The organism is Rhodococcus sp. AH-ZY2 (assembly GCF_030916465.1).
Taxonomy (GTDB): Bacteria; Actinomycetota; Actinomycetes; order Mycobacteriales; family Mycobacteriaceae; genus Rhodococcus; species Rhodococcus ruber.
The window spans coordinates 3,602,934-3,627,032 of the sequence record NZ_CP126458.1; the positions used below are offsets into that span (position 1 = coordinate 3,602,934).

Genomic DNA, 24,099 nt, shown 5'->3' on the forward strand with positions numbered 1-24,099 from the left:
CCACCTCGGGGCCTCCGGGCGCGCCTGTCCTACGCGCGCGAGCCGCGCGACGGCGCCCCCTACGCGCGCGCGAGCCGCGCGACGGCGCCGCGCAGCAAGCTCTCGTACCGGTCCAGCTCCCCAAGCCCGATCACCTGCGGACTGGTGGTGATCGACAACGTGACCGCGTCGCCGATTCCGTGCACGCCGTGGGTCAGGCCCATGACAGGCGACAACCCCGGGAAACCGGCGGTGAAGCGCACGGCGGCCCCGCCGAGCACCAGGTCGTCCGCGCCGCGGTACACGCTGGACACGACCGTGTTGCCGGTGACGGTTCGCGGCACCGCACCCAGGTCGGCGCGGGCGAGCCCGAACCGCAACAGCGGCGCCGGAAGGTGCGCGAACGGACGGTCCCGGAGATCCACGGCCGGATGCACGAGCCGTCGTCGCCGCAGCGCCAGGTCGGCGGCGATCGCCGCGGCACGCTCCCGGGGATCGTCCACGTGCGCGAACAGCCGGACACCGGCGCTGCGGTAGGAGTTGCGCGCCGTCCCGTTCGGGGCGACGGAGACCGGCACCTCCGCGCCGAGCCGGTCGGCCGGGAAGTCGCCGAGGAACTCGCCGAGCGCGGACGCGATCGCGGTCAGTGCACCGACGGTCACGGTCCCCACCGTGCGCAGGTCCGTCGCGGAGCACACGATCGTCCGCACCGCACGCCCCGGGCCGGGGTCGGTGTTCACGGCGCTCAGCGGACATCCCGGGGCCGCCGGCGGGACAGCCGGATCGGCCAGGTCCCGTTCGGCGCGGCCCGCGCGTACCCCCGTCGCCAGCAGTGCGCCCAGCTGGATCGGCACCCGGGCCACGGCACGCAGCAGCATCGCCGGCACCGACGGCGCCTCCGGCCCCGTCGGGGTACCGTCGGCGGCCGGGCCCGTACCCGACAGCAACGCCCGGGCCAGGACCGAGGCGCGCATCCCGTCCGCGAAGGCGTGCGAAACCTGCAGCACCACAACGGTTGCGGTTGTGGCGCAGCGGGGCGCCCCCGTCACGCCGGCCAGCAGATGCACTCGCCACGGCGAGGTCGTGATGTCGAGCCGGTCGGTGAGCAGTTCACCGAGGGCCCGCTGCACTCCCGGCCAGGACGGATCCGGCAGCCGGTGCACGACGAACCGGTCGGCGCCGACTAGCCCCGCCGCCCAGTACGGATAGTCCAGACGACCCGGCACCGGCACGGCGCGCAACCGGAGTTCGGGGACGGCCGACGCCCGATGCCGAAGCTCGGTCACCAGGGTGTCCGGGTCGCCGGCTTCCCCTTCGAAACAGAACAGCAGGAACTGGTCGCTGCGGACACGGTCGTCGAGCCAGTCCCGCAGGGCGTCGGAGGGATGCAACTGCATTCCGCCAGTGTGGCGGGCGCGGCGCGGGAGCCGCGCCCGCGGTCCCCGCCGGGTCGTCCCGGGCCGGATGGGTAAGAATTGCCTATGGCCGACGACACGAACGACCCGCACCTCTGGCTCGAGGACGTCACCGGCGACGACCAGCTCGGGTGGGTGCGCGCGCACAACGACCGCACCGTCGACGAATACACCCGCACGGAGGCGTTCGGGACGCTGCAGTCCCGGATCCGGGAGGTGCTCGACACCGACGCGCGCATCCCGTACGCGCGGCGCCGCGGTGAGTATCTGTACAACTACTGGCGCGACGCTCGGCACGTGCGCGGCCTGTGGCGGCGGACCACCATGGAGCAGTACCTGCGCGACGAACCGGACTGGGACGTGCTGGTCGACCTCGACGCGGTCGCCGAGGCGGAGGGCGAGAACTGGGTGTGGTCGGGGGCGCAGGTGCTGCGACCCGACCAGTCCCGGGCCCTGATCGGACTGTCACGCGGCGGCGCCGACGCCACCGTGATCCGCGAGTTCGACATGGAGTCACGGAAATTCGTCGACGGACCGGACAGTTTCACGGTGCCGGAGGCGAAGACCGACATCGGCTGGATCGATGCGGACACCGTGTACGTCGGCACCGACTTCGGCGACGGCTCGCTCACCGACTCCGGGTACCCGCGCCTGGCCAAGCGCTGGCGCCGCGGTACGCCGCTGGCGGAGGCCGAGACGGTGTACGAGGGCGACAGATCCGACGTCGCCGTCTCCGCCTGGTACGACCGCACGGGTTTCGAGCGCAGTTTCGTCGAGCGCGCGATCGACTTCTACACGTCGCACCGGTTCGAACTGCGGCCCGACGGGGAACTCGTCCGGATCGAGGCCCCGGACGATGCGAAGGTCTCCGTGTACCGCGACCACCTGCTGATCCGGACCCGGTCGCCGTGGCTCGGACATCCGGCGGGCACCCTGCTGGCCGCGAACTACCCGGATTTCCTGGCCGGCTCCCGGGAGATGACGGTGCTGTTCGCGCCGGACGCGCACAGCTCGCTGGAACAGTACGCCTGGACGCGCAACCACCTGCTGACGGTCGTGCTGCGCGACGTGCAGACCGAGGTGCGGGTGCTCACCCCGGGCGTGGACGGGTGGACCGATCGGCCGGTCGACGACGTGCCGCCCGCGACCACCACCTCCGTGATCGACGTCGATCCGCTCGAGAGCGACGAATTCTTCCTCAACTCCAGCGGTTTCACCGTGCCCGCGACGCTGCTGTCCGGCACGGTCGGCGGGCCGCTGGCGTCGATCAAGCAGGCACCGGCGTTCTTCGAAGCCGAGAACATCACCGCCACACAGCATTTCGCCACTTCGGACGACGGGACCCGGATTCCGTACTTCGTGGTCGGCCGCGACACCTCGTCCCCGGCTCCGACCCTGCTGTACGGCTACGGCGGATTCGAGAACTCGATGGTGCCGGCGTACAGCGGCGGTGTCGGCCTGGCGTGGCTCGAACGCGGGTACACGTACGTGATCGCCAACATACGCGGCGGCGGCGAGTACGGACCGCAGTGGCACACCCAGGCGCTGAAGGAGAACCGGCACAAGGTGTTCGAGGACTTCGCCGCGGTGGCACGAGATCTGGTCGCGCGGGGCATCACCACCGCCGATCGTCTCGGCATCCAGGGTGGGAGCAACGGCGGCCTGCTCATGGGCGTGATGCTCACCCGCTACCCCGAACTGTTCGGGACGATCGTGTGCCAGGTGCCGCTCCTCGACATGAAGCGCTACCACCTGCTGCTCGCCGGAGCGTCGTGGATGGCCGAGTACGGCGACCCCGACGATCCCGACGAGTGGGCCTACCTGCGCGAGTACTCGCCGTACCAGAACACCGCTCCGGACGCGGCGTACCCGCCGATCCTGATCACCACCTCGACGCGCGACGACCGAGTGCACCCCGGGCACGCCCGGAAGATGGTGGCGCGGCTCGAGGAACAGGGCCACGAGGTCTGGTACTACGAGAACATCGAGGGCGGCCACGGCGGTGCCGCGGACAACGCCCAGGCCGCCTTCAAGGCGGCGCTGACGTTCACGTTCCTCGAACGCATGCTGTCCGGGTAGAACTCACCGGTCCTTCAACCAGGCCGCGATGCGGTCGACGGTGTCCGCGTTGTCGCGAATCCAGCCGTTGTGCCCCAGCGGCCGGGACTGGTGCCACGTCGTCACGTCCGCGCCCGGCATCTTCTCGAGCAGGTGCCGGGCGGCGGCGACCGGCGTGAGGTCGTCGCCCTCGACAGTGACGGACAGGACCGGCAGGCTCAGCTCGGCGAGCCGCTGCTCGTAGTCGACGTCGGCGTCGCGGGGCTCGAAACGCCCGCTCCGGGCCAGGCGCGCCCAGTCCGAGATGAGCTGCCGGGACTGGCGACCGAAACCGGCGACGTCGAGCCGGTCGCCGGGCCAGAATCCGGCGATGCTCGCGGTGATCGACATCGCCGCGGACCCGAGGAGCAGACCCGGCCCGCGGATGCCCGCGTGGTGGCGGTAGTACGGGGTCCCCGCGGCGACGAGGACCAGCCCGCCGAGCCGTCCGGGGTTGCGGGCGGCATAGAGCGCCCCGAGCTGCCCGCCCATCGAATGCCCCAGCAGGTACGGGGTGGAGTCGAGGAACCGCTCGTGCACCACCTCCAGCATGGCCGGCAGGTCGACGGCCACCAGCTCCTGGTAGCCGTAGTCGCTGTCGGGTCCGGGGCGGGGCCGGCTGTCGCCCTGTCCGGGCAGCTCGCAGAGCGCGGCGTCGAACCCGTGCGCGGTCAGGGCGTCGGCGAAGGGCTCGTAGTAGCCCGCCGGAATGCCGAGACCGGGCAGGATCACCACCACGGGCCGCGGCGCGTCGATGCGGGCCGGTTGTTCCGGACCGGGGAACAGGCGAACGGGTGTCGTCGTGCCGCCCGGCAGCTGGATCGGTACGGTCTCCACCGGCTCAGCCTAGGCGGTTCCGGTGTCCGGGTCAGGCGGTTCGGCCGCCGGCGCGGTCCCGAGTCCCGCGGCGTCGAGGGCGGACTCGGTGAGGCTGCGGCCGAGCGCGATCATCTCCGCCGCGCGGTGGAAGTCGAGACTGCGACCCGACTTGCGGGGGATGCGGATGAGCACGTCCGGCGGGTACCCGGCGAGCTGGTAGCGGGCCAGGGCCGACTGCATCAGATCGAGCGAGCGGTTCATCACCTCGAAACGGCTCAGCTTCGGGACCGGGACCGGATCGTCGACGACCTCGGCGTCCTCGGATGCCACGTCCTCCGCGGCGTCGCTGCGCGCCCCCGGCCCACCGCCGAAACGACCCACCATCGAGCGGACGACGTCCCGCTCCAGCAGTTGCGCGGCGCTGCGGCGGAATCGGCCGATCCACTCGTCGACCGGTCGCGGCTCCGCACTCGCGTGGGCCGGGGCGCCGCCGTCGACGTCGCGTTCCTCGGCCCCGAGACTGACACCGATGGTGACGTCGGCACCCGCGGCGAGGATCGGGGCGAGCGGCAGCGGATCGAGGATCCCGCCGTCCGCGAGCACCCGCCCGTTGAGCACGTACGGGGTGATCACGCCGGGAATCGCGATGGACGCGCGGATCGCCACGTCGACGGGGCCGCGCTGGAACCAGACGGATCGTCCGGCGGCCAGGTCCGTCGCGACGGCCGTGTACGGGATCCGCAGCCCCTCGATGGGGGTGTCGCCGAGGATCTCGCGCACCTTGTCGAGGATCTTCTCGGCGTGGATGGCGCCCGGCGCGGACAGCGACACGTCGAGCAGCCGCAGCACGTCGAGCTGCGTCAACGACGTCGCCCAGCGGGTGTAGTCGTCGAGCCTGCCCGCCGCGTACAACCCACCCACGAGCGCGCCCATGGACGAGCCCGCCACGCCGGCGATCTCGAGTCCGCGTTCCTCGAGCGCCTCGATCACACCGATGTGGGCGTAGCCGCGGGCACCCCCGCTGCCCAGGGCGAGCGCCACCCGCGTCGGTCCGGCCATTCCCAGATCCTACGGAGCATCGTCGGTGCGCACCCCGAGAAGAAAGTTCAGGGTGCGGATCGGGGCGTCACCCGATGTGGAGCGGGTCCTGCGCCCGGCACGCTCGAAGGCATGACATCCACTTCGAGCAGTTCTCTCGTCGTACCCGAAACCGCGCACCGCGCAGGACGTTCGATACGCGCCTCGGTCGCCGCCGTGTGCACCGCGGCGGTGCTTCTGGGCGCCGGGACGGCGGTGTTGCTGGGCGCCGGGACGGCGGTGCTCCTGGGCGCCGGGACGGCGGCGGCCCAGGCTGCGACCCGGCCGGTCCCGAACGTGGTCGGCATGAGCGAACAGAGCGCCCGGGCCACGCTCGAGGCGCAGGGCGTGCCGTACGGCGTGGTCAACCGCGCGGGCACGGCGTCCGGCCACTGCCACGTCACCGGGCAGCGCGACCGGGGCTACCGCACCGAGGTCGACATGCAGTACAACCACGAGAAGAACGAGTTCGAACGTGTCGAGACGCCGATCTGGCGGGGTGTGGGCCTGACGGTGGTCTGCAACTGACGAGTTCTCGCCGACGATCGGGCGGGCCGGGATTCCGGCCCGCCCGATCGTCTTTCCGGTTCACCGACCCGGCCGGGAAGGCTACTCTCCTCGCATGGTCCGTCTGCTCGCGTCCGCGGTCGTCGCACTGCTCGCCAATGCCCTGGCGCTGCTCGTCGGCGCCTGGGTCCTGCCCGGCATGTCGCTCGACGGCGTCGCCTTCGTCATCGCCGTCGCCCTGTTCACCGTGACGGCGATGCTCGTCGACCCGCTGCTGCGCCAGCTGGCGGTCACCAAGACCCCGGCGCTCCTGGGCAGCAGCGCGCTCGTCTCGACGCTGGTCGCGCTGATCGTCACCTCACTCGTCAGCGACGGACTGCAGATCAGTGGCGCGGCGACCTGGATCCTCGCGACGGTGATCGTGTGGGCCGTCGCGCTGGTCGCCCGGATGCTGCTGCCCCTGGTGGTCTTCAAGAAGACGCTTGCCCAGAAGCGCTGAGGACACACCCCGAGACGAAAGATCAGGGTAGGAATCGGGGCGTCACCCGATGCGACCGGCAGGCCCGTGGCGGCACTCTTGTCGCATGACATTCGAGAACAACACCCCCGCTCCCCGTCCCTTCGCCCGGTCCCGCTCGCAGCGCATGCTCGGCGGTGTGTGCGGCGGCCTCGCCGAGTACTTCGGCATCGACGTCAACCTCGTCCGTGCCGGCGTGGTGGTCGCCGCGTTCGTGACCGGAGGCGGCGCCGCCCTGGTCTACCTGGCGCTGTGGATGCTGCTGCCGGAGTGACGGCGGGCCTGCACCCCTTCCACGAAGCGTGCACCCGCTCCGGAACGTCGGAGAGGGTGCACGCTTCCCACACCGGGTGTCGGCTCGCCCCGGCGGTGTCCTAGCGTCGACTCATGTTCTCCAGGATTCCCGTGCTCGGTCGCCTCGACCCGTTCCTCGTCGGCATCCTCACCACCGTCGCGGTCGCGGGACTGCTGCCGGCCTCGGGCACGGCCCTGAACATCTTCACGTGGGCTGCGAAGATCGCCATCGGTCTGCTGTTCTTCCTCTACGGGGCGCGACTGTCCACGCGCGAGGCGTTCGAGGGCCTCCGGCACTGGCGCCTGCACCTGACGATCCTCGCCACCACGTTCGCGCTGTTTCCGCTGCTCGGGCTGGCGACGAAGATGCTGGTGCCGACCGTCCTGACCGAACCGCTGTATCTCGGGGTCCTCTACCTGTGCCTGCTGCCGTCGACGGTGCAGTCGTCGATCGCGCTGGTCTCCGTGGCCCGCGGCAACATCGCGGGTGCGGTCGTCTCCGCCAGTGCCTCGAGCCTGCTGGGCATCGTCGTGACGCCGCTGCTCGTCGCGCTGACGATGACCACGCAGGGCGTGACGTTCAGTGCCTCCGCGGTGCTCGACATCGTGCTCATGCTGCTGGTCCCGTTCCTGGCCGGCCAGCTCCTGCGCCGCTGGATCGGCGGATGGGTCGGCAGGCACGGCGGGCCGCTGAAGATCGTCGACCGCGGCTCGATCCTGCTCGTCGTGTACGTCGCGTTCAGTCGCGGCATGAACGAGGGCATCTGGTCGAGCCTGTCGCTCGGGCGGCTGCTCGCCCTGGCGGGTGTGTGCCTCGTGCTGCTCGCCCTGGTCCTGGCGCTCACGTGGTTCGGCGCACCGCGCCTGGGCTTCGCCTACGAGGACCGCGCGACGATCCTGTTCTGCGGTTCGACCAAGTCCCTGGCCACGGGCCTGCCGATGGCGACGGTCCTGTTCCCGGGCCAGCCGATCGGACTGATCGTCCTGCCACTCATGCTGTTCCACCAGATCCAGCTGCTGGTGTGCGCGGCGATCGCGGCGCGGCTGGCGAAGCGCGCGGCCGCCCCGGCCGTCGCGGTCTGACCCGGTCGGCACCTCACACGAACGCAGCCGCAGCGGCGGGAGATCCCGGCGCTGCGGCTGCGATTCGGGTGTGCTCTCGGGCCGGGACTAGTCCGCGCTGCCCGAGCCGAGGTCGGCGATCAGTTCGAGGATGGGCGTGATGAGGTCGAGCAGGCTGCCGATCATGATCTTCTCCGTCCAGGTCGTGGGTGGCCGCTAGTCGTCTGCACTCAGCGAGTCCAGAACTTCCAGCAGATCGAAGTTTTCGAGCACCCAGCCGATGATGTCCGCGAGAGATCCCATGGCGACTCCTCCTTGATTTCGTCCGTGTCACGGATGCGCGGTCCTGGAAGTACGGCCGCGACGCCATTGTTACAAGAGTCGACGACCCGAGAACGCGGAAATCGGAGAAATCACCCGAACGACCGACGCCACGAGGCCCGGCCCCACCGAAGTGGAACCGGGCCTCGAAGACGGTCGGGGGTGGATCAGAAGTCCATGCCACCCATGCCGCCGGTCGGGTCGCCGGCGGGAGCGGCGGCCTTCTCCGGCTTGTCGGCGACGACAGCCTCGGTGGTCAGGAACAGGGCCGCGATGGACGCCGCGTTCTGCAGCGCCGAGCGGGTGACCTTGACCGGATCGTTGATGCCGGCGCCCAGCAGGTCCTCGTACTCGCCCGTGGCGGCGTTGAGGCCGTGGCCGGCGGGCAGGTTGCGCACCTTCTCGGCGACGACGCCGGGCTCGAGGCCGGCGTTGAAGGCGATCTGCTTCAGCGGAGCCTCGAGGGCGACCTTGACGATGTTGGCACCGGTGGCCTCGTCACCCTCGAGCTTCAGGTCGTCCAGAACCGGAGCGGCCTGCAGCAGCGCGACGCCGCCGCCGGCGACGATGCCCTCCTCGACCGCAGCCTTGGCGTTGCGGACGGCATCCTCGATGCGGTGCTTGCGCTCCTTGAGCTCGACCTCGGTGGCGGCGCCGGCCTTGATGACCGCGACACCGCCGGCCAGCTTGGCCAGGCGCTCCTGCAGCTTCTCGCGGTCGTAGTCCGAGTCCGACGCCTCGATCTCGGCGCGGATCTGGTTCACGCGACCGGCGATGGCGTCGGCGTCGCCGGCACCGTCGACGATGGTGGTCTCGTCCTTGGTGACGACGACCTTGCGCGCACGGCCGAGCAGCTCGAGGCCGGCGGTCTCGAGGGAGAGACCGACCTCTTCGCTGATGACCTCGCCACCGGTGAGGATGGCGATGTCGGCGAGCTGGGCCTTGCGACGGTCACCGAAGCCGGGGGCCTTGACGGCGACCGACTTGAAGGTGCCACGGATCTTGTTGACGACCAGCGTGGACAGGGCCTCGCCCTCGACGTCCTCGGCGATGATCGCGAGCGGCTTGCCGGACTGGATGACCTTCTCCAGCAGCGGCAGCAGGTCCTTGACGGTCGAGATCTTGCCCGACACGAGCAGGATGTAGGCGTCCTCGAGCACGGCCTCCTGACGCTCGGCGTCGGTGGCGAAGTACAGCGAGATGTAGCCCTTGTCGAAGCGCATACCCTCGGTCAGCTCGAGCTGGAGGCCGAAGGTGTTGGACTCCTCGACGGTGATGACGCCTTCCTTGCCCACCTTGTCGATGGCCTCGGCGATCAGTTCACCGATCGCGGGGTCGCCCGCGGAGATGCCGGCGGTGGCGCCGATCTGCTCCTTGGTCTCGACCTCCTTGGCGGTGTCGAGCAGCTTGGCGGTGACGGCCTCGACGGCCTTCTCGATGCCGCGCTTGAGACCGAGCGGGTTCGCACCGGCAGCGACGTTGCGCAGACCCTCGCGCACCAGCGCCTGGGCGAGCACGGTGGCGGTGGTGGTGCCGTCACCCGCGACGTCGTCCGTCTTCTTGGCAACTTCCTTGACCAGCTCGGCGCCGATCTTCTCGTACGGGTCCTCGAGCTCGATCTCCTTGGCGATGGACACACCATCGTTGGTGATCGTGGGGGCGCCCCACTTCTTCTCGAGCACGACGTTGCGACCCTTGGGCCCCAACGTCACCTTGACAGCGTCGGCGAGGCTGTTCAGGCCCCGCTCGAGGCCGCGACGGGCCTCTTCGTCGAACGCGATGATCTTGGCCATTGCGAAGTGATCCTCCGGATATGGGGGTGACACGCAGGGCGACCGCTCGTCGGGTCGCCCCATGTACGCCTTCGGCCGGAAGCAGTGCCCGCGACGGACGACCAGGGGTGTCGATATTCCCGGCCTCACCGTCCCGACCTGGCACTCACGTGTTGCGAGTGCCAAGAGCATTCTTAGCACTCGAGGGTGGCGAGTGCAAGGTTTGGAGCACCCGCCACCCTCGTCGTGCAGGACCGGTCCGGGGTGGGCTCAGCGACGCGTGGAACCGACGCCGACGGCGCACCACTGGCCGGTGGCCGTGTTGACCGCGAACGACTGCGGACCGACGCAGGTCACGCCGGTCGGATCGGCCGTCGCCCCCGAACCCCAGCCGGCGACGGACACCGTCGTCACCGGGCCCTGGGCCGAGGAATGGCTCAGCCCGCCGCCGAGGGCGTACGCGTAGGCGCGGCCACCGTCCCCGGCGCCGCTCAAGGCCGTCCCGAAGCCCGTCGCACGGGCTTCGGCCGCGCCGGCCGTCCGGGCCGACGACACCGCGGTGCCGCTCTCGGAGGCGAAGGAGTGGGCCGTGCCGCCCTCGGTGGCCGTCGCACCGCAGCTCGCGGCGTCGGACACCAGGATCTCGTTGGCCGACGGCGGCGACACGCACGTCACCGGTGCCGCCGCGGCGGTGCCCACGCCGAGCAGGGCCGCCGATGCGACACCGAGAGCGGCGACCACACCGGCCCGGAGGAGACGGCGGGGGACTACGACGGCACGGATGGATCGGATGGACAACAAGGTCTCCTCTGCGCTGGGCCGGGGCTCGGATACTGCGGACGGGGGCGACTCCCCCGGCGCGAGGGTACCGGCCGGACCCTTCCGGAGCGAGAGGTCGTCAGAGCGTGTCGAGCAGCTCCGGCAGGTCGGCCACCGAATCGATCACCCGGTCGGGACGCTCGACCGCGAGATCGAGCACCGACTGCCGAAACTTGCCGGTGCGCACCAGGATTCCCGTCATACCGAGGCGCTGGCCCGGAATGACCTCGGCGTGGAGATCGTCGCCCACCACCGCCATCCGGTCCGGTTCGGTGCCCATCAGCTCGGCCGCGGCGAGAAAGCCCCGCATCGACGGCTTCCCGACCGCGACGACGGTCTGCCCGCTCAGTTCCTCGAGACCCGGCAGGTAGACGCCGGTGTCGATGTGCAACCCGTCCGCGGCCTGCCACGTGGCGCCGCGGTGCATCGCCACCACCGGCACCCCGTCGAGCATCAGTTCGGCGACACGGCTGAGGGCGCGGTGACTGAACTCCGGCCCGGCCCCGCCCAGCACGACCACCTCGGGATCGTCCTCGTCGCGCACGATGCCCGCGAGGTCCGCCTCCACGTCGCCGTGGTTGAGCACCCAGCAGCGCCGGTCCGGGTAGGTCTGCCGCAGATACTCGGCGGTGAGGGACGCGGCCGTCACGATCTCGGCGGGTTCGACCGGCATGCCCAGGCCGGAGAGGGTCTCGGCGATCTGCGCACACGTCCGCGACGTGGTGTTGGTCAGGAAGGCCCGATGCACGCCGCGCTCACGAAGCCCGGCGAGCACCTCGGCGGCGCCCGGCACGGGCACCCACGACGTCACGATCACGCCCTCGATATCGAACAACACCCCGTCCACACCGGCCATGGTGCGAGCCTATCGGGTCGCCCCGCCCCCGCCGCCCACGGACCGAATGTCACATCGCGTCGATCGGATCGACGCGATGTGACATTCGGCCGGAAGGGTGAGCGGCTACAGCGTGCGCGCGAGGCGATCGGCGAGCAGGCGGGCGAACGCCGCCGGGTCGTCGAGTTCGCCGCCCTCCGCGAGCAGCGCGGTGCCGTACAGCAATTCGGCGGTCTCACCGAGCGTCGGATCGTCGGCGCGCTGGGCATGCGCGTCGCGCAGGGCCGTGACCAACGGATGGTCCGGGTTGAGCTCGAGGATGCGCTTGGTGTGCGGGACGGGCTGGCCCGACGCCCGGTACATCCGCTCGAGGGTGGGCGACATGGCGAACGTGTCGCCGACGAGGCACGCGGGCGACGTGGTCAGCCGCGACGACAACCGCACCTGCTTCACATGCTCGTCGAGCGTCTCGCCGAGCCACGACAGCAGGCCGGCGTACTCCTTCTCCCGCTCCTCGCGCTCGGCCTCCGCGGCCTTCTTCTCGTCCTCGGTACCGAGGTCCACCTCACCCTTGGCGATCGACTGGAACCGCTTGCCCTCGAACTCGGGGACGGACCCCACCCACATCTCGTCGACCGGGTCGGTGAGCAGCAGCACCTCGAGCCCCTTGGCGCGGAACGCCTCCATGTGCGGCGAACTCTCGATCTGCTGCCGGGACTCGCCGGTCATGTAGAAGATCTCGTCCTGGCCCTCCTGCATCCGCGCGACGTACTCGGCGAGCGTCGTCGTCGCGTCCTCGCTGTGCGTGGACTCGAACGAGGACACGGCGAGCAGGGTGTCGCGGTTGTCGAAGTCCGAGAGCAGACCCTCCTTGAGGACCCGGCCGAACTGCGACCAGAACGTCCGGTACTTCTCCGGCTCGGTGGCCGCCATGTCCTTGATCGTCGACAGCACCTTCTTGGTGAGCCGCCGGCGGATCGCGCGGATCTGCCTGTCCTGCTGCAGAATCTCGCGGGAGACGTTGAGCGACAGGTCCTGTGCGTCGACCACGCCCTTGACGAAGCGCAGGTACTCCGGGACCAGTTCCTCGCAGTCGTCCATGATGAACACGCGCTTGACGTAGAGGTGGATCCCGGTCTTGCGCTCACGCATGAACAGGTCGAACGGCGCCTGCGACGGAATGAACAGCAGCGCCTGGTATTCGAACGTGCCCTCGGCCTTCATCGGGATGACCTCGAGCGGCTCGTCCCACGCGTGGCTGACGTGCTTGTAGAACTCGTTGTACTCCTCGGCGGAGACGTCGTCCTTCGAGCGCGCCCACAGCGCCTTCATCGAGTTCAGGGTCTCGGTCTCGCGGACCACCTCGGCGACGGACCCCTCACCCTCGGCCGGCTCGGTGTGTTCGACCTGCATCCGGATCGGCCACGCGATGAAATCCGAGTAGCGTTTGACGATCTCCTTGATCTTCCACTCGGCCGTGTAGTCGAACAGGTGGTCCTCGGTGTCCTCCGGCTTGAGATGCAGCGTCACCGACGTGCCCTGGGGTGCGCCCTCGACCGTCTCGATCGTGTACGTCGCCTCACCGCTCGACTCCCACCGGGTGCCGTCGTGCTCCCCTGCCTTGCGGGTCAGCAGGGTGACCTTGTCGGCGACCATGAAGGTCGAGTAGAAGCCGACGCCGAACTGCCCGATGAGCTCTGCCGGCGCAGCCGATTCCTGCGCCTCGCGCAGCTTGCGCCGCAGTTCCGCCGTGCCCGACTTCGCGAGGGTGCCGATCAGGTCGACCACCTCGTCCCGCGACATGCCGATGCCGTTGTCGCGGACGGTGAGGGTGCGCTGCTCCTTGTCGACCTCGATCTCGATGTGCAGGTCCGAGGTGTCGACCTGCAGGTCCTTGTTGCGGAATGCCTCGAGCTTGAGCTTGTCCAGCGCGTCCGACGAGTTGGAGACGAGTTCCCGGAGGAAGGTGTCCTTGTTCGAATACACCGAGTGGATCAGCAGATCCAGCAGCTGACGAGTCTCCGCCTGGAACTCGAGCTGTTCGATACCCGTAGTCATGGATGGTTCCCTTCGACAGCAGAACGTTCGACGAAATCGTACGACCGGTCCGGTCCACTGTTCCAAGGGGCCGCGCCCGGGCCGCGGGCGGCACTCGGTCTCGGATCCGACACATCCGCCCGGACCTGTTGTCGTGGGGTGCTCCACCGCAGTGTCATGGAGTGAGGCGAAGGCGCGCCGGTGTCGAGAGGAGGCCCCATGGCCACCGGAACAACCCCCTCCCCCGGGCCCGGACCGCGGCCCGTGCGCGCCCCGCGCGGCCCCGGGTTGCGGTGCCGGGGCTGGCAGCAGGAGGGCGCGCTGCGACTGCTGATGAACAACCTCGACCCCGACGTCGCCGAACGGCCGGACGACCTGGTGGTCTACGGCGGCACCGGCCGGGCGGTCCGCAACTGGGCCGCATTCGACGCGATCGTGCGGACCCTCGAGACCCTCGGCGACGACGAGACGCTGCTCGTGCAGTCCGGCAAACCCGTCGGGGTGCTGCGCACCCACGAGTGGGCACCGCGCGTGCTGCTGGCCAACTCGAACCTGGTCGGCGACTGGGCGAACTGGGAGGAGTTCCGCCGCCTGGAGGCGCTGGGACTGACGATGTACGGGCAGATGACCGCCGGGTCCTGGATCTACATCGGCTCGCAGGGCATCCTGCAGGGAACCTACGAGACGTTCGGGGCCGTCGCCCGCGCGCGGTTCGGGGGCACTCTCGCCGGAACGGTCACCCTCACCGCGGGCCTGGGCGGCATGGGCGGGGCGCAGCCGCTGGCGATCACGATGAACGAGGGTGTGGCGGTCTGCGTCGAGGTCGACGAGGCCCGGGTCGGCCGCCGGCTCGCGCAGGGCTTCCTCGACACCAAGGCCGACGGCGTCGAAGCGGCGCTGGCCGAGGCGCTCGCGGCACGGGATGCGCGGCAACCACGCTCGATCGGAGTGGTCGGAAACGCCGCCGACGTCGTGCCGGAGCTGCTCGCGATGCAGGCCCCGATCGACATCGTCACCGATCAGACCTCGGCCCACGACCCGCTGTCCTACCTGCCGCGCGGGGTGACGGTCGAGGAGTGGCCCACCCTCGCGGCGAAGGACCCCGTGTGGTTCACCGAGCAGGCCCGCCGGTCGATGGCCCGGCACGTGGAAGCCATGGTCGGGTTCCTCGATCGCGGCGCCGAGGTGTTCGACTACGGCAACTCCATCCGCGACGAGGCCCGCAAGGGCGGCTTCGACCGGGCGTTCGCGTTTCCCGGCTTCGTCCCCGCGTACCTCCGTCCGCTGTTCGAGGAGGGCCGCGGACCGTTCCGGTGGGTCGCGCTGTCGGGCGATCCCGCGGACATCGCCGCCACCGATCGCGCCGTGCTCGAACTGTTCCCCGAGAACGAGCATCTCGCCCGTTGGCTCACGCTGGCCGGACGCGCGGTGCCGTTCCAGGGGCTGCCGGCCCGCATCTGCTGGCTCGGCTACGGCGAACGGGACCGGGCGGGCCTGAGGTTCAACGAGATGGTCGCCGCCGGAGAGCTCTCCGCTCCGATCGCCATCGGCCGGGACCACCTCGACGCCGGGTCGGTCGCCTCGCCGTACCGCGAGACCGAGGCGATGGCCGACGGTTCGGACGCGATCGCCGACTGGCCGCTGCTCAACGCCCTGGTCAACACGGCGTCCGGGGCATCGTGGGTGTCGATCCACCACGGCGGCGGGGTCGGTATCGGCCGGTCGCTGCACGCCGGACAGGTGTGCATCGCCGACGGCACCGACCTCGCCGCGCGCAAGCTCGAGCGGGTGCTGACGAACGACCCCGGCACCGGCGTCCTCCGGCACGCCGACGCCGGGTATTCCCGGGCCACCGAGGTCGCGGCGCGTCGCGGACTGCGCATCCCGATGCGGGAGAGCTGACGCCATGTCGCCCGGACAGAACTGGACCCTGCTCGACAACATCGGCTGCCTCGTCACGAACGACCCGGAGCTGGGCCGGGGCCCGCTGGGGGTGCTCGTCGACGCCGCCGTCGTCGTCGGCGAGGGTCTGGTGCGGTGGGTGGGGCCGAGCGCACGGATCCCCGAGGGCGCCGCCGGGACCCGGCACGACCTGCAGGGCCGAGCCGTGCTGCCCGGGTTCGTGGACAGTCACGCCCATCTCGTGTTCGCCGGTGAGCGCGCCGAGGAGTTCGCCGCCCGGATGGCCGGTGTGCCCTACACGGCCGGTGGGATCGCCACGACGATCGCGGCGACCCGCGCGGCGACCGATCGCGCGCTCGCGGCGACGGCGTCGCGGCTCGTCGCGGAGGGCTGGGGGTCCGGGACGACGACGGTCGAGTGCAAGTCCGGGTACGGCCAGTCCGTCGCCGACGAACTGCGCAGCCTGCAGATCGCCGAGGTGTACACACCCGAGACGACGTTGCTCGCCGCGCACGTCGTGCCGCCGGAGTTCGCGCGCCGCCCCGACGACTACGTCCGGCTGGTGTGCGAGGAGATGGTTCCCGCGTGCGCTCCGCACGCCAGGTGGATCGACGTGTTCTGCGAGCGGGGCGCGTTCGACGCCGATCAGTGCCGGGCCGTGCTGCAGGCGGGGATGGCGCACGGCCTCACCCCGCGGGTGCACGGCAACCAGCTCGGTCCCGGGCCCGGCGTGCAGCTGGCGGTGGAGCTCGGCGCGGCGTCGGTGGACCACGTCACGTACACGACGGCGGCGGACGTGGCGGCGCTCGCCGGTTCCGGCACGGTCGCGACGCTGCTGCCGGGCGCCGACTTCTGCACGCGCAACCGGTATCCGGACGCGCGGGCACTGCTGGACGCGGGCGTGACCGTCGCCCTGGCCACCGACTGCAACCCCGGCACCTCCTACCTGACGAGCATGCCGTTCTGCGTCGCGCTGGCGGTGCGCGAGATGCACATGAGCCCGGAGGAGGCGGTCGGTGCGGCGACCGCCGGTGGCGCCGCGGCGTTGCGCCGCACCGATGTCGGCGTCGTCCGGGAGGGCGCACGGGCAGATCTGATCGCGCTGGACGCCCCGTCGTATCTGCACCTGGCGTACCGGCCGGGTGTGCAGCTGATCCGTGAGGTCTGGCTGGAGGGACTGCTGATGTGACGATTCCGGTCGACGTGCCGCCGGTGCCGTGGACGGGCCGCGACGACGGGCCCGGTGTCGAACACCTGCGCTGGCACGGCGTGGTCTCGCCGCTGCCGGCGGACGCGGCGCGGGCTCAGGTCCTGATCGGATTCCGCAGTGACGAGGGCGTGCGCCGCAACCAGGGGCGGGCCGGCGCGGTGGACGGGCCGGTCGCGTTGCGGCGCGCCCTGGCGTCGCTGGCGCTGCCCGCGCCGGCCGTCATCCACGATGCCGGTGACATCGAGGTGCGCTGCGGCGCCCTCGACGACGGGCAGCGCCGTCTCGGTGCCGCGGTCGCCGCGCTGCTCGACGCGGAGCACGCGGTGGTGGTTCTCGGCGGCGGGCACGAGGTCGCCTTCGGCAGCTACCTGGGCTGGGCGGGGTCCGCGGCGGCGCGGTCCGGGGCCCGGTGGGGCGTGCTGAACCTGGACGCGCACTTCGACCTGCGGGCCGCGCCCGTCGCGACGTCGGGCACCCCGTTCCGGCAGATGGCCGAACGCGAACGCGAGCAGGGCCGGTCGCTGCGCTACGCGGTGGTGGGCATCGCGCAGCCGAGCAACACGGCCGCGCTGTTCGCCGCCGCGGACGCGATCGGGGCGCGGTACCTGCTGGACGACGAGTGCCGCGCCACGAACCTGCTCGTCGTGGAGACGTTCGTGGAGGAGTTCGTCCGCGATCTGGACGCGGTGCATCTGACGATCGATCTCGATGTGCTGCCCGGCTGGGTGGCGCCCGGGGTGAGCGCCCCGGCGGCCTGCGGGGTCGCGTTCGAGGTGGTGCAGCACGTGTGCGACGTCGTGGCGCGCAGCGGCCGGCTCGCGCTCGTCGACGTCGCCGAACTGGCGCCGGCCTTCGACGTCGACGGGCGGACGGCGCGGGCGGCGGCGCGGCTGGTCCACCGGATCGTCACGGGCCGGCCGGACGGCGGCCACCCCCGGTTCGCGGGCACCGAACCCGTCGGCGGTCCATGATGGAGGTGATGGGGTACCTCGAGATCGGGAGTGCGTCATGGCGATTCGTCGGGTCGTCGTCGTCGGGGCGGGCTTCGCCGGCCTGTCGACGGCGTGGTTCCTGCAGGAGCGCGGCGTCGAGGTCACGGTGCTCGACCGGACCGGGGTGGCGGCGGATGCGTCGTGGGGCAACGCCGGCTGGCTGGCGCCCGCGCTGACGCTGCCGCTGCCGGAACCGGCGGTGCTGCGGTACGGGATCCGATCGATGCTCACGCCGTCGTCGCCCGTGTACGTGCCGCCCGCGGTCGACCTGCGGTTGTGGCGGTTCCTGGTGGGCTTCGCACGGCACTGCACCCCCCGCCGGTGGCGGGCGGCGATGACCGTGTTCGCCGAGGTGAACCGGAGCGCGCTGGGCGCCTACGACGATCTGGCCCGCGGCGGTGTCGTCGAACAGACCCGCCCGGCGGATCCGTTCCTGGCCGCGTTCGCGTCCGAGGACGACCGTCGCGTCCTCGTCGAGGAGTTCCGGCAGGTGGTGGCGGCCGGCGGCGAGGTGGATTTCGACCTGCTCGACGGGGACACGATCCGCACTCTGGAACCACTGCTCGGCGACGGGGTGCGGGCCGGGATCCGGCTGCGGGGGCAGCGGTTCGTCGATCCGCCGCGGTTCGTCGCCGCACTGGCGGACTCGGTGCGTGACCGCGGCGGTGCGGTCGTCACCGGATGCGAGGTGCAGGCGGTCCGGGACGACGCCCGGGGTGTGCGGGTAGTCGGTACCGACGGCGCGGACCGGGCGGCGGATGCGGTGGTGCTGGCCACCGGCGCCCGGCTGACCGGCCTGGTCCGGCCGTTCGGGGTCCGGACGCCGGTTCAGGCCGGCCGCGGGTACAGCTTCAGCGTGCGCCCGGCGGACCTGCCGAAGAACCCGATCTACTTCCCGGCCCAGCGGGTCGCGTGCACGCCGCTGCACGACCGGTTCCGCATCGCCGGGATGATGGAGTTCCGGCGGCCCGACGCCCCGCTCGACCCGCGCCGGATCCAGGCCATCGTCGACGCCGCACGGCCGCTGCTCACCGGCATCGACTGGTCCGCCCGCACGGAGGAATGGGTGGGCTCGCGTCCCTGCACCCCGGACGGTCTGCCACTGGTCGGGGGGACCCGCTCGGCGCGTGTGTTCGTCGCCGGCGGTCACGGGATGTGGGGCGTGGCGCTCGGCCCGCTGACCGGGCGGCTGCTGGCCGACGCGATGACCGGTACGCCGGCGGCGGTCCTGCGGCACTTCGATCCGCTGCGCTGACGATCAGTCCAGCGCCCCGATTGCCGCCTCCGCCGCGGCGACGAGTTCCCCGCTCGCGGCGAGCCGGACCGCGACGTCGATCTCGGGACCGAGCCGCCGGTCCGGGCCGGGCCCGGCCACGTACCGGCGGAGTGCGGCGACGACAGCGCCGGTCCCGGGCGCCGGAGCAAGCGGGGCACGCAGGTCCAGGGCGCGCGCCGCGGTCAGGGCCTCGATGGCCAGGACGCGGGTCAGTGCGTCGAGGCTGCGGCGCAGCTTGCGGGCAGCGGACCAGCCCATCGACACGTGGTCCTCCTGCATGGCCGACGACGGAACGGAGTCGACACTGGCCGGCACGGCGAGGCGTTTGAGGTCGGCGACGAGCGCGGCCTGGGTGTACTGGGCGATCATGTGCCCGCTGTCGACGCCGGGGTCGTGGGCGAGGAACGGCGGCAGGCCGTGGCTGCGGGCCACGTCGAGCAGCCGGTCGGTGCGGCGCTCGCTGATGCTCGCGACGTCGGCGACGACGATCGAGAGGAAGTCGAGGGCGTACGCCAGCGGGGCCCCGTGGAAGTTGCCGTTCGATTCGATCCGGCCGTCGCCGGTGACGACGGGGTTGTCGATCGCGGAGGCGAGTTCGCGCCCGGCGACCTGCTCGGCGTGGGCGAGGGTGTCGCGGGCCGCTCCCGCGACCTGCGGGGCGCACCGCAGCGAGTAGGCGTCCTGCACCACCGGGCAGTCTGGGGTGCGGTGGCTGGCCACGACGGCGGAACCGGCGAGGAGCCGGGTCATGTTGGCGGCGGCCACCGCCTGGCCGGGGTGCGGCCGCAGGGCGTGCAGGTCGGCGGCGAAGACCCGGTCCGTGCCGAGCAGCGCTTCGGTGCTCATCGCGGCCGTGACGTCGGCGAGCCGCAGCAGGGCGCGCAGATCGTGGCACGCGAGGACCAGCATGCCCAGCATCCCGTCGGTGCCGTTGACGAGGGCGAGTCCTTCCTTCTCGGCGAGCACGACGGGATCGAGGCCCGCCGCGGCGAGAGCCTGTGCGGCCGGTACGAGCCTGCCCGCGGCGTCGCGGACGTCGCCCTCGCCGGTGAGTGCGAGGGCCACGTGGGCGAGGGGCGCGAGATCCCCGGAGCAGCCGAGGCTGCCGTGCTCGGGCACCACCGGGGTGATGCCCGCATTCAGCATCGCGGCGTAGGCCGTGGCCGTCCCGGGACGGACCCCGGTGTGCCCGGTGGCGAAGGTCGACAGGCGCAGCAGCATCATCGCGCGGACCACCTCCCGTTCCACCTCGGGGCCGGTCCCGGCGGCGTGGGATCGGATTATGCTGCGCTGCAGATCGATTCGTGACTCCGGCGGAATGTGGCGGGTGGCGAGCGCGCCGAAGCCGGTGGTGATGCCGTACGCGGCCCGGGGGTCGTGGGCGAGCGCGTCGACCACTGCGCGGGCGGCGCCGACGAGAGCGAGCGCCTCCGCGGAGATCCGGACCGGCACACCGGACCGCGCCACGCGCAGGACGTCGTCCGCGGCGACGGGACCGACCCCGACGACGACCTCCCCGGCCACGGTCACCTCCCGATCGATACGCGCTATCCGGATTGTGTCCCGGGCACCGGCCGGTGCGCCGCGGAATCGCGGCGACAAGGCCGGCCGGGTGACCGAGGCAGGTCCGGTTCGATCGGGGGCGCGGTCGCCTGCCTCGGGTTCACACGGCGTCCGGGTTCACGAGTCCGCCCCCAACGAGCCCTCGACCCGGTCGAACCACTCGAGCACGGCTCGTTCGTAGACGATGCCGAAGTCCAGGGTCGCCGACGAGTACGGGTCCGCACCGCACTCGGCGGCCGCGCGCTCGTAGTCGGCGAGCCGGCGTTGGTGGGCGACACGGTGAACGGCGAGCATCTCGGCCAGCCTGCCGGGGGGCAGGTGCCTGCCGAACGCGACGGTGAGCAGCAGCGGGTAGCGGATGTTCTCCGGCCCGGGTTCGCGTTCGATCCACTCGGCGAACGCGGCCCGGCCGGCGCCGGTGAGCGCGAACGGCTTGCGGTCGCGCGGGCCCACCTCGCCGGCCTCGACCAGACCGGTCCGTTCCATCGCGGCGAGTTCGCGGTACACCTGGCTGGTCGTGATCGACCAGAACTTCCCGATCCGCTCCTGCGCGGTCACCACCAGGTCCCACCCCGTCTTCGGCCCTTCGTGCAGGAATCCCAGCAGCGATGCCGCGGTGGCATTGAGCGGGCGCGCCGCGGTGGCCTCGAGCGGGCGCGCCGCAGTGGCATCGAGCGGGCGCGCCGCGGGGACCTCGTGCGGACGGGCCGCGGGGACCTCGGACGGGCGATCGGCCATATTCGGCACCTTCCAGGGGGTTGACATTCCACTGTGGCATATCCACCATGGTGATAGCGACCTTCCATTGTGGAACCTCCATCCGCAGACCCTCGGTCGCTTCGACCCCTCCGGGAGGCAGCGATGGACTACGCCGACGGCATCCGCATCTCCGACTCCGAACGCGAACGCCTCGTCGACGAGCTGGGCCGGCACCTCACCGCCGGCCGGCTCACGATCGGCGAGTTCGACCAGCGCGTCGGAGCGGTGTACCGATCCGTCACCACCGACGAGGCGCGCCGCGTGCTGAGCGACCTTCCCGCAGCACCCCCACCCGCCCCCGCACCCGTCCGCGCCCCGGCTCGCACTCCCGCCCGCACCCCCGCCCGCACCGCAGCCCCCCGACTCCCCGCGCATCAGCGGATCGAGTGGGCGGCGTGGGCTGCAGCCGGGACGATCAACCTGGTGATCTGGGCGATCGTGTCGATCGCCGTCGGCGCGACGGTGTACCCGTGGCCGATCTGGGTGATCGGACCGTGGGGACTGGTACTGCTCGGCCGAACGCTCGCCGGCCGAGAGGGCACCACCCTCCCGAGGGGCCCCGGCCTCGACGGGCGGCACACCCTCCGGTGGTGCGCATCACAAACTCGGCTATGATCGACGGGAATTACTTGTAACTCGCGGTTACGCGAAGGATCAGGGAGGACCCCCGTGTCGAAGACCCTCGAAGCCACCGTCGAGATCACCGCATCGCCGCAGCAGGTGTGGCAGGTGATCTCCGACCTGAAGCGGATGGGCGAGCGGAGCCCGCAGTGCCGGAAGATGGTCGTCCTCGGCGGACCCGTCGGCGCGGGGACCAAGACGATCAACATCAACCGCAAGGGCCTGCTCGTGTGGCCCACCACCGCCAAGGTGCTCTCGTTCGAGCCGGGCCGCCTGCTCCGCTTCCGGGTCGCGGAGAACGGCACCGTCTGGTCGTTCGCGCTGGAACCGACGCAGACCGGCACCCGCGTGACCCAGAGGCGGGAAGCCCCCAACGGCACCAGCAAGGTCTCGCAGTTCCTCATCGACAAGGTTCTCGGTGGCGCCACCGCCTTCGACGACGACATGGTGGTCGGCATGAACGCCACCCTCGCGCGCATCAAGCGGGAGGCGGAGGGCGCGGCCCTCGCCCGGTGACCCTCCTCGCGTAGGCTGTGAGAGCCCGCGGGCCGCACGCCCGCGGGTCACACCGCGCGACACTAAGAGGAGCCGTGGCCCGAAAGCCCACACCCCCCGGAACCCCACCGCCCACCAGCGTCGAACACGTACTCGAACTGGTCCGGAAGACGATTCCACCGCTCCACCCGGCCGGCATCCCCTTCGTCGCCGCGCCCCTCGCCGTCGCGGCGCTCGGCCGCAACCGCAAGTGGATCCGTCGCGCCGGCCTCGTCTCGGCCGCCGCCACCGCCGGGTTCTTCCGGCACCCGCACCGGGTGCCGCCGAACCGGGTCGGCGTCGTCGTGGCGCCCGCCGACGGGGAGGTGGCCCTCGTCGACACGGCGGTGCCACCCGCCGAACTCGAGATGGGTACCGAACCACGGCCGCGGGTGAGCATCTTCCTTTCCGTGCTGGACGTGCACGTCCAGCGCAGTCCCGTCGGCGGCACCGTCACCAAGGTCGTGCACCGGCCGGGGCAGTTCCTCTCGGCCGATCTCGCCGATGCCAGCGAAGTCAACGAGCGCAACAGCATGCTGCTCGAGACCCGCGACGGAGCCGACGTGGCCGTCGTCCAGATCGCCGGGCTGCTCGCCCGCCGCATCGTGTGCGACGCCCAGGTGGGTGACACGCTGCCGATCGGCGACACCTACGGCCTGATCCGTTTCGGTTCCCGCGTCGACACCTACCTGCCCCCGGGCAGCACTCTCCTCGTCGAGCGCGGGCAGAAGACGATCGGCGCCGAGACCGTCATCGCTCAGCTCCCGTGAGCCGGTCCGCAGCATCCCAGGCAGCCCCGGAACGCAGACGCCGCGGGCGTCCGCAGGCCGTGCGGCTGCTGCCGAGCGTCATCACGATCCTCGCGCTCTCCGCCGGCCTGTCGGCGGTGAAGTTCGCCCTCGACGGCCAGTTGGGCACCGCGCTGGGCATGATCGGTGCGGCGGCCGTGCTGGACTCCCTCGACGGGCGCATCGCCCGCCTGCTCGACGCCACCACCAAGATCGGCGCCGAACTGGACTCGTTGTCCGACGCCGTCGCGTTCGGCGTGGCGCCGGCCCTCGTGCTGTACGTGACGCTGCTGGACGGCAGCCCCTTCGGCTGGATCGTCGCCCTGCTGTACGCGGTCAGCATCGTGCTGCGCCTCGCCCGGTTCAACACGCTGCTCGAGGACGACACGGTGCCCGCGTACGCACGCGAGTACTTCGTCGGCGTGCCGTCCCCCGCCGGTGCCCTCGTCGCCCTGGCACCGGTCGCCGCGCACGTCCAGTGGGGCGACGGCTGGTGGGACTCCTACCCGGTGGTGGCCGTCTGGACGTTGCTCACCGCCGCCCTCGTCGTCAGTCAGATCCCGACCCTGGCGATGAAGTCGGTGTCCGTCCCGCCGCGCTACGCGGTGGTCCTGCTGGTACTCGTGGCGGTCGCGGCGGCCGCGCTGGTCACCTACCCGTACGTGCTCATGCTCGTCCTCGTCGGCCTGTACCTGGCGCACATCCCGTTCGCGGTCCGTTCCAAGCGCTGGGTGGCGGCGCGTCCGGAGACCTGGAACATCAAACCGTCCGAGCGGCGCGCCCTGCGCGCCGAGCACCGCGCCCTGCGGCCCCGCCGGGTCGGGATCCGGCGCGCCCCCCAGCCCCGGCAGTCCGCCGCGCGGCTCGGTCTGCGCCGCCCCCGCGGACGCTGACGACGCTCTA

General features: G+C 71.5%; 22 protein-coding genes. 13 read left to right on the forward strand and 9 right to left on the reverse strand.

Annotated features, from left to right (window positions below; all coding sequences use genetic code 11):
- Positions 1–59: 59 nt before the first annotated feature.
- Positions 60–1,376 (reverse strand): wax ester/triacylglycerol synthase domain-containing protein, encoded by a 1,317-nt coding sequence (locus tag QNA09_RS17485; RefSeq protein ID WP_026137884.1) that lies wholly within the window; start codon positions 1,374–1,376, stop codon positions 60–62.
- 84 nt (positions 1,377–1,460) lie between these two features.
- Between QNA09_RS17485 and QNA09_RS17490 the strand changes: the two genes are divergently transcribed.
- Positions 1,461–3,473 (forward strand): prolyl oligopeptidase family protein, encoded by a 2,013-nt coding sequence (locus QNA09_RS17490; protein ID WP_119699954.1) that lies wholly within the window; start codon positions 1,461–1,463, stop codon positions 3,471–3,473.
- 3 nt (positions 3,474–3,476) lie between these two features.
- Here the strand turns inward: QNA09_RS17490 and QNA09_RS17495 are convergent, their stop codons facing one another.
- The gene (locus tag QNA09_RS17495) at positions 3,477–4,328 is read right to left on the reverse strand and encodes an alpha/beta fold hydrolase (RefSeq protein WP_017681260.1); all 852 of its coding nucleotides are present in this window, start codon (positions 4,326–4,328) and stop codon (positions 3,477–3,479) included.
- 9 nt (positions 4,329–4,337) lie between these two features.
- On the reverse strand, positions 4,338–5,369 hold the full coding sequence (locus QNA09_RS17500) for a patatin-like phospholipase family protein (RefSeq protein ID WP_010592196.1): 1,032 nt from the start codon (positions 5,367–5,369) through the stop codon (positions 4,338–4,340).
- 111 nt (positions 5,370–5,480) lie between these two features.
- Here QNA09_RS17500 and QNA09_RS17505 point away from each other — a divergent pair, with 111 nt between their 5' ends.
- From QNA09_RS17505 to QNA09_RS17520, 4 genes are all read left to right on the forward strand, one after another.
- Positions 5,481–5,915, forward strand: a complete 435-nt coding sequence (locus QNA09_RS17505) for a PASTA domain-containing protein (protein ID WP_225222511.1) — start codon at positions 5,481–5,483, stop codon at positions 5,913–5,915.
- A 94-nt stretch (positions 5,916–6,009) separates the two neighbouring features.
- Complete coding sequence (locus tag QNA09_RS17510) at positions 6,010–6,393, forward strand: phage holin family protein (protein ID WP_048772226.1); 384 nt, start codon at positions 6,010–6,012, stop codon at positions 6,391–6,393.
- Positions 6,394–6,478: 85 nt separating this feature from the next.
- Positions 6,479–6,685: a PspC domain-containing protein gene (locus QNA09_RS17515; RefSeq protein WP_003937438.1), complete on the forward strand. Its 207-nt coding sequence runs from the start codon at positions 6,479–6,481 to the stop codon at positions 6,683–6,685.
- A gap of 113 nt (positions 6,686–6,798) precedes the next feature.
- On the forward strand, positions 6,799–7,788 hold the full coding sequence (locus tag QNA09_RS17520; protein ID WP_029539851.1) for a bile acid:sodium symporter family protein: 990 nt from the start codon (positions 6,799–6,801) through the stop codon (positions 7,786–7,788).
- A gap of 467 nt (positions 7,789–8,255) precedes the next feature.
- On the opposite strand, the gene groL is transcribed toward QNA09_RS17520, so the two are convergent.
- The 4 genes from groL to htpG form a co-directional block, all read right to left on the reverse strand.
- Positions 8,256–9,881, reverse strand: coding sequence for a chaperonin GroEL (gene groL, locus QNA09_RS17525; RefSeq protein ID WP_010592200.1), 1,626 nt, complete (start codon positions 9,879–9,881; stop codon positions 8,256–8,258).
- Positions 9,882–10,130: 249 nt separating this feature from the next.
- Complete coding sequence (locus QNA09_RS17530) at positions 10,131–10,658, reverse strand: DUF6764 family protein (protein WP_010592201.1); 528 nt, start codon at positions 10,656–10,658, stop codon at positions 10,131–10,133.
- 100 nt (positions 10,659–10,758) lie between these two features.
- On the reverse strand, positions 10,759–11,535 hold the full coding sequence (locus QNA09_RS17535; RefSeq protein WP_010592202.1) for an HAD-IIA family hydrolase: 777 nt from the start codon (positions 11,533–11,535) through the stop codon (positions 10,759–10,761).
- Positions 11,536–11,640: 105 nt separating this feature from the next.
- Positions 11,641–13,572: a molecular chaperone HtpG gene (htpG, locus tag QNA09_RS17540; RefSeq protein WP_048772221.1), complete on the reverse strand. Its 1,932-nt coding sequence runs from the start codon at positions 13,570–13,572 to the stop codon at positions 11,641–11,643.
- Between the two features lie 198 nt (positions 13,573–13,770).
- Here htpG and hutU point away from each other — a divergent pair, with 198 nt between their 5' ends.
- Genes hutU through QNA09_RS17560 form a run of 4 tightly spaced genes read left to right on the forward strand, consistent with a single transcriptional unit; the run spans position 13,771 to position 18,910 of the window.
- On the forward strand, positions 13,771–15,453 hold the full coding sequence (gene hutU / locus QNA09_RS17545; protein WP_119699955.1) for a urocanate hydratase: 1,683 nt from the start codon (positions 13,771–13,773) through the stop codon (positions 15,451–15,453).
- A gap of 4 nt (positions 15,454–15,457) precedes the next feature.
- Positions 15,458–16,642 carry an imidazolonepropionase gene (hutI, locus tag QNA09_RS17550; protein WP_119699956.1) on the forward strand — a complete coding sequence of 395 codons (1,185 nt, stop codon included), beginning with the start codon at positions 15,458–15,460 and terminating at the stop codon, positions 16,640–16,642.
- Positions 16,639–17,634, forward strand: coding sequence for a formimidoylglutamase (gene hutG, locus QNA09_RS17555; protein ID WP_119699957.1), 996 nt, complete (start codon positions 16,639–16,641; stop codon positions 17,632–17,634). Before hutI ends, hutG begins: the two co-directional genes overlap by 4 nt.
- A 37-nt stretch (positions 17,635–17,671) precedes the next feature.
- On the forward strand, positions 17,672–18,910 hold the full coding sequence (locus QNA09_RS17560; protein WP_119699958.1) for an FAD-binding oxidoreductase: 1,239 nt from the start codon (positions 17,672–17,674) through the stop codon (positions 18,908–18,910).
- Positions 18,911–18,913: 3 nt separating this feature from the next.
- Here QNA09_RS17560 and hutH read toward each other — a convergent pair whose 3' ends face one another.
- Complete coding sequence (gene hutH / locus QNA09_RS17565; RefSeq protein WP_119699959.1) at positions 18,914–20,461, reverse strand: histidine ammonia-lyase; 1,548 nt, start codon at positions 20,459–20,461, stop codon at positions 18,914–18,916.
- Between the two features lie 150 nt (positions 20,462–20,611).
- The gene (locus QNA09_RS17570; protein ID WP_225222509.1) at positions 20,612–21,232 is read right to left on the reverse strand and encodes a PadR family transcriptional regulator; all 621 of its coding nucleotides are present in this window, start codon (positions 21,230–21,232) and stop codon (positions 20,612–20,614) included.
- 123 nt (positions 21,233–21,355) lie between these two features.
- Between QNA09_RS17570 and QNA09_RS17575 the strand changes: the two genes are divergently transcribed.
- The 4 genes from QNA09_RS17575 (at position 21,356) to QNA09_RS17590 (ending at position 24,089) form a co-directional block, all read left to right on the forward strand.
- Complete coding sequence (locus tag QNA09_RS17575) at positions 21,356–21,868, forward strand: DUF1707 domain-containing protein (RefSeq protein WP_048772206.1); 513 nt, start codon at positions 21,356–21,358, stop codon at positions 21,866–21,868.
- A 54-nt stretch (positions 21,869–21,922) separates the two neighbouring features.
- Entirely contained in the window at positions 21,923–22,390 is a 468-nt protein-coding gene (locus tag QNA09_RS17580; protein ID WP_010592212.1) for an SRPBCC family protein, read from the forward strand.
- Positions 22,391–22,464: 74 nt separating this feature from the next.
- Positions 22,465–23,178 carry a phosphatidylserine decarboxylase gene (locus QNA09_RS17585; protein WP_010592213.1) on the forward strand — a complete coding sequence of 238 codons (714 nt, stop codon included), beginning with the start codon at positions 22,465–22,467 and terminating at the stop codon, positions 23,176–23,178.
- Positions 23,179–23,237: 59 nt separating this feature from the next.
- Positions 23,238–24,089, forward strand: a complete 852-nt coding sequence (locus QNA09_RS17590; protein ID WP_003937424.1) for a phosphatidylcholine/phosphatidylserine synthase — start codon at positions 23,238–23,240, stop codon at positions 24,087–24,089.
- The last annotated feature ends 10 nt before the right edge of the window (positions 24,090–24,099 follow it).

Excerpts from the sequence above, each read along its gene's own strand:
- QNA09_RS17485 (WP_026137884.1), bottom strand. The coding sequence starts at position 1,376 with ATGCAGTTGCATCCCTCCGACGCCCTGCGGGACTGGCTCGACGACCGT.
- QNA09_RS17490 (WP_119699954.1), top strand. The coding sequence starts at position 1,461 with ATGGCCGACGACACGAACGACCCGCACCTCTGGCTCGAGGACGTCACC.
- QNA09_RS17500 (WP_010592196.1), bottom strand. The coding sequence starts at position 5,369 with ATGGCCGGACCGACGCGGGTGGCGCTCGCCCTGGGCAGCGGGGGTGCC.
- QNA09_RS17505 (WP_225222511.1), top strand. The coding sequence starts at position 5,481 with ATGACATCCACTTCGAGCAGTTCTCTCGTCGTACCCGAAACCGCGCAC.
- QNA09_RS17510 (WP_048772226.1), top strand. The coding sequence starts at position 6,010 with ATGGTCCGTCTGCTCGCGTCCGCGGTCGTCGCACTGCTCGCCAATGCC.
- QNA09_RS17515 (WP_003937438.1), top strand. The coding sequence starts at position 6,479 with ATGACATTCGAGAACAACACCCCCGCTCCCCGTCCCTTCGCCCGGTCC.
- QNA09_RS17520 (WP_029539851.1), top strand. The coding sequence starts at position 6,799 with ATGTTCTCCAGGATTCCCGTGCTCGGTCGCCTCGACCCGTTCCTCGTC.
- groL (WP_010592200.1), bottom strand. The coding sequence starts at position 9,881 with ATGGCCAAGATCATCGCGTTCGACGAAGAGGCCCGTCGCGGCCTCGAG.
- QNA09_RS17535 (WP_010592202.1), bottom strand. The coding sequence starts at position 11,535 with ATGGCCGGTGTGGACGGGGTGTTGTTCGATATCGAGGGCGTGATCGTG.
- htpG (WP_048772221.1), bottom strand. The coding sequence starts at position 13,572 with ATGACTACGGGTATCGAACAGCTCGAGTTCCAGGCGGAGACTCGTCAG.
- hutU (WP_119699955.1), top strand. The coding sequence starts at position 13,771 with ATGGCCACCGGAACAACCCCCTCCCCCGGGCCCGGACCGCGGCCCGTG.
- hutI (WP_119699956.1), top strand. The coding sequence starts at position 15,458 with ATGTCGCCCGGACAGAACTGGACCCTGCTCGACAACATCGGCTGCCTC.
- QNA09_RS17560 (WP_119699958.1), top strand. The coding sequence starts at position 17,672 with ATGGCGATTCGTCGGGTCGTCGTCGTCGGGGCGGGCTTCGCCGGCCTG.
- QNA09_RS17570 (WP_225222509.1), bottom strand. The coding sequence starts at position 21,232 with ATGGCCGATCGCCCGTCCGAGGTCCCCGCGGCCCGTCCGCACGAGGTC.
- QNA09_RS17575 (WP_048772206.1), top strand. The coding sequence starts at position 21,356 with ATGGACTACGCCGACGGCATCCGCATCTCCGACTCCGAACGCGAACGC.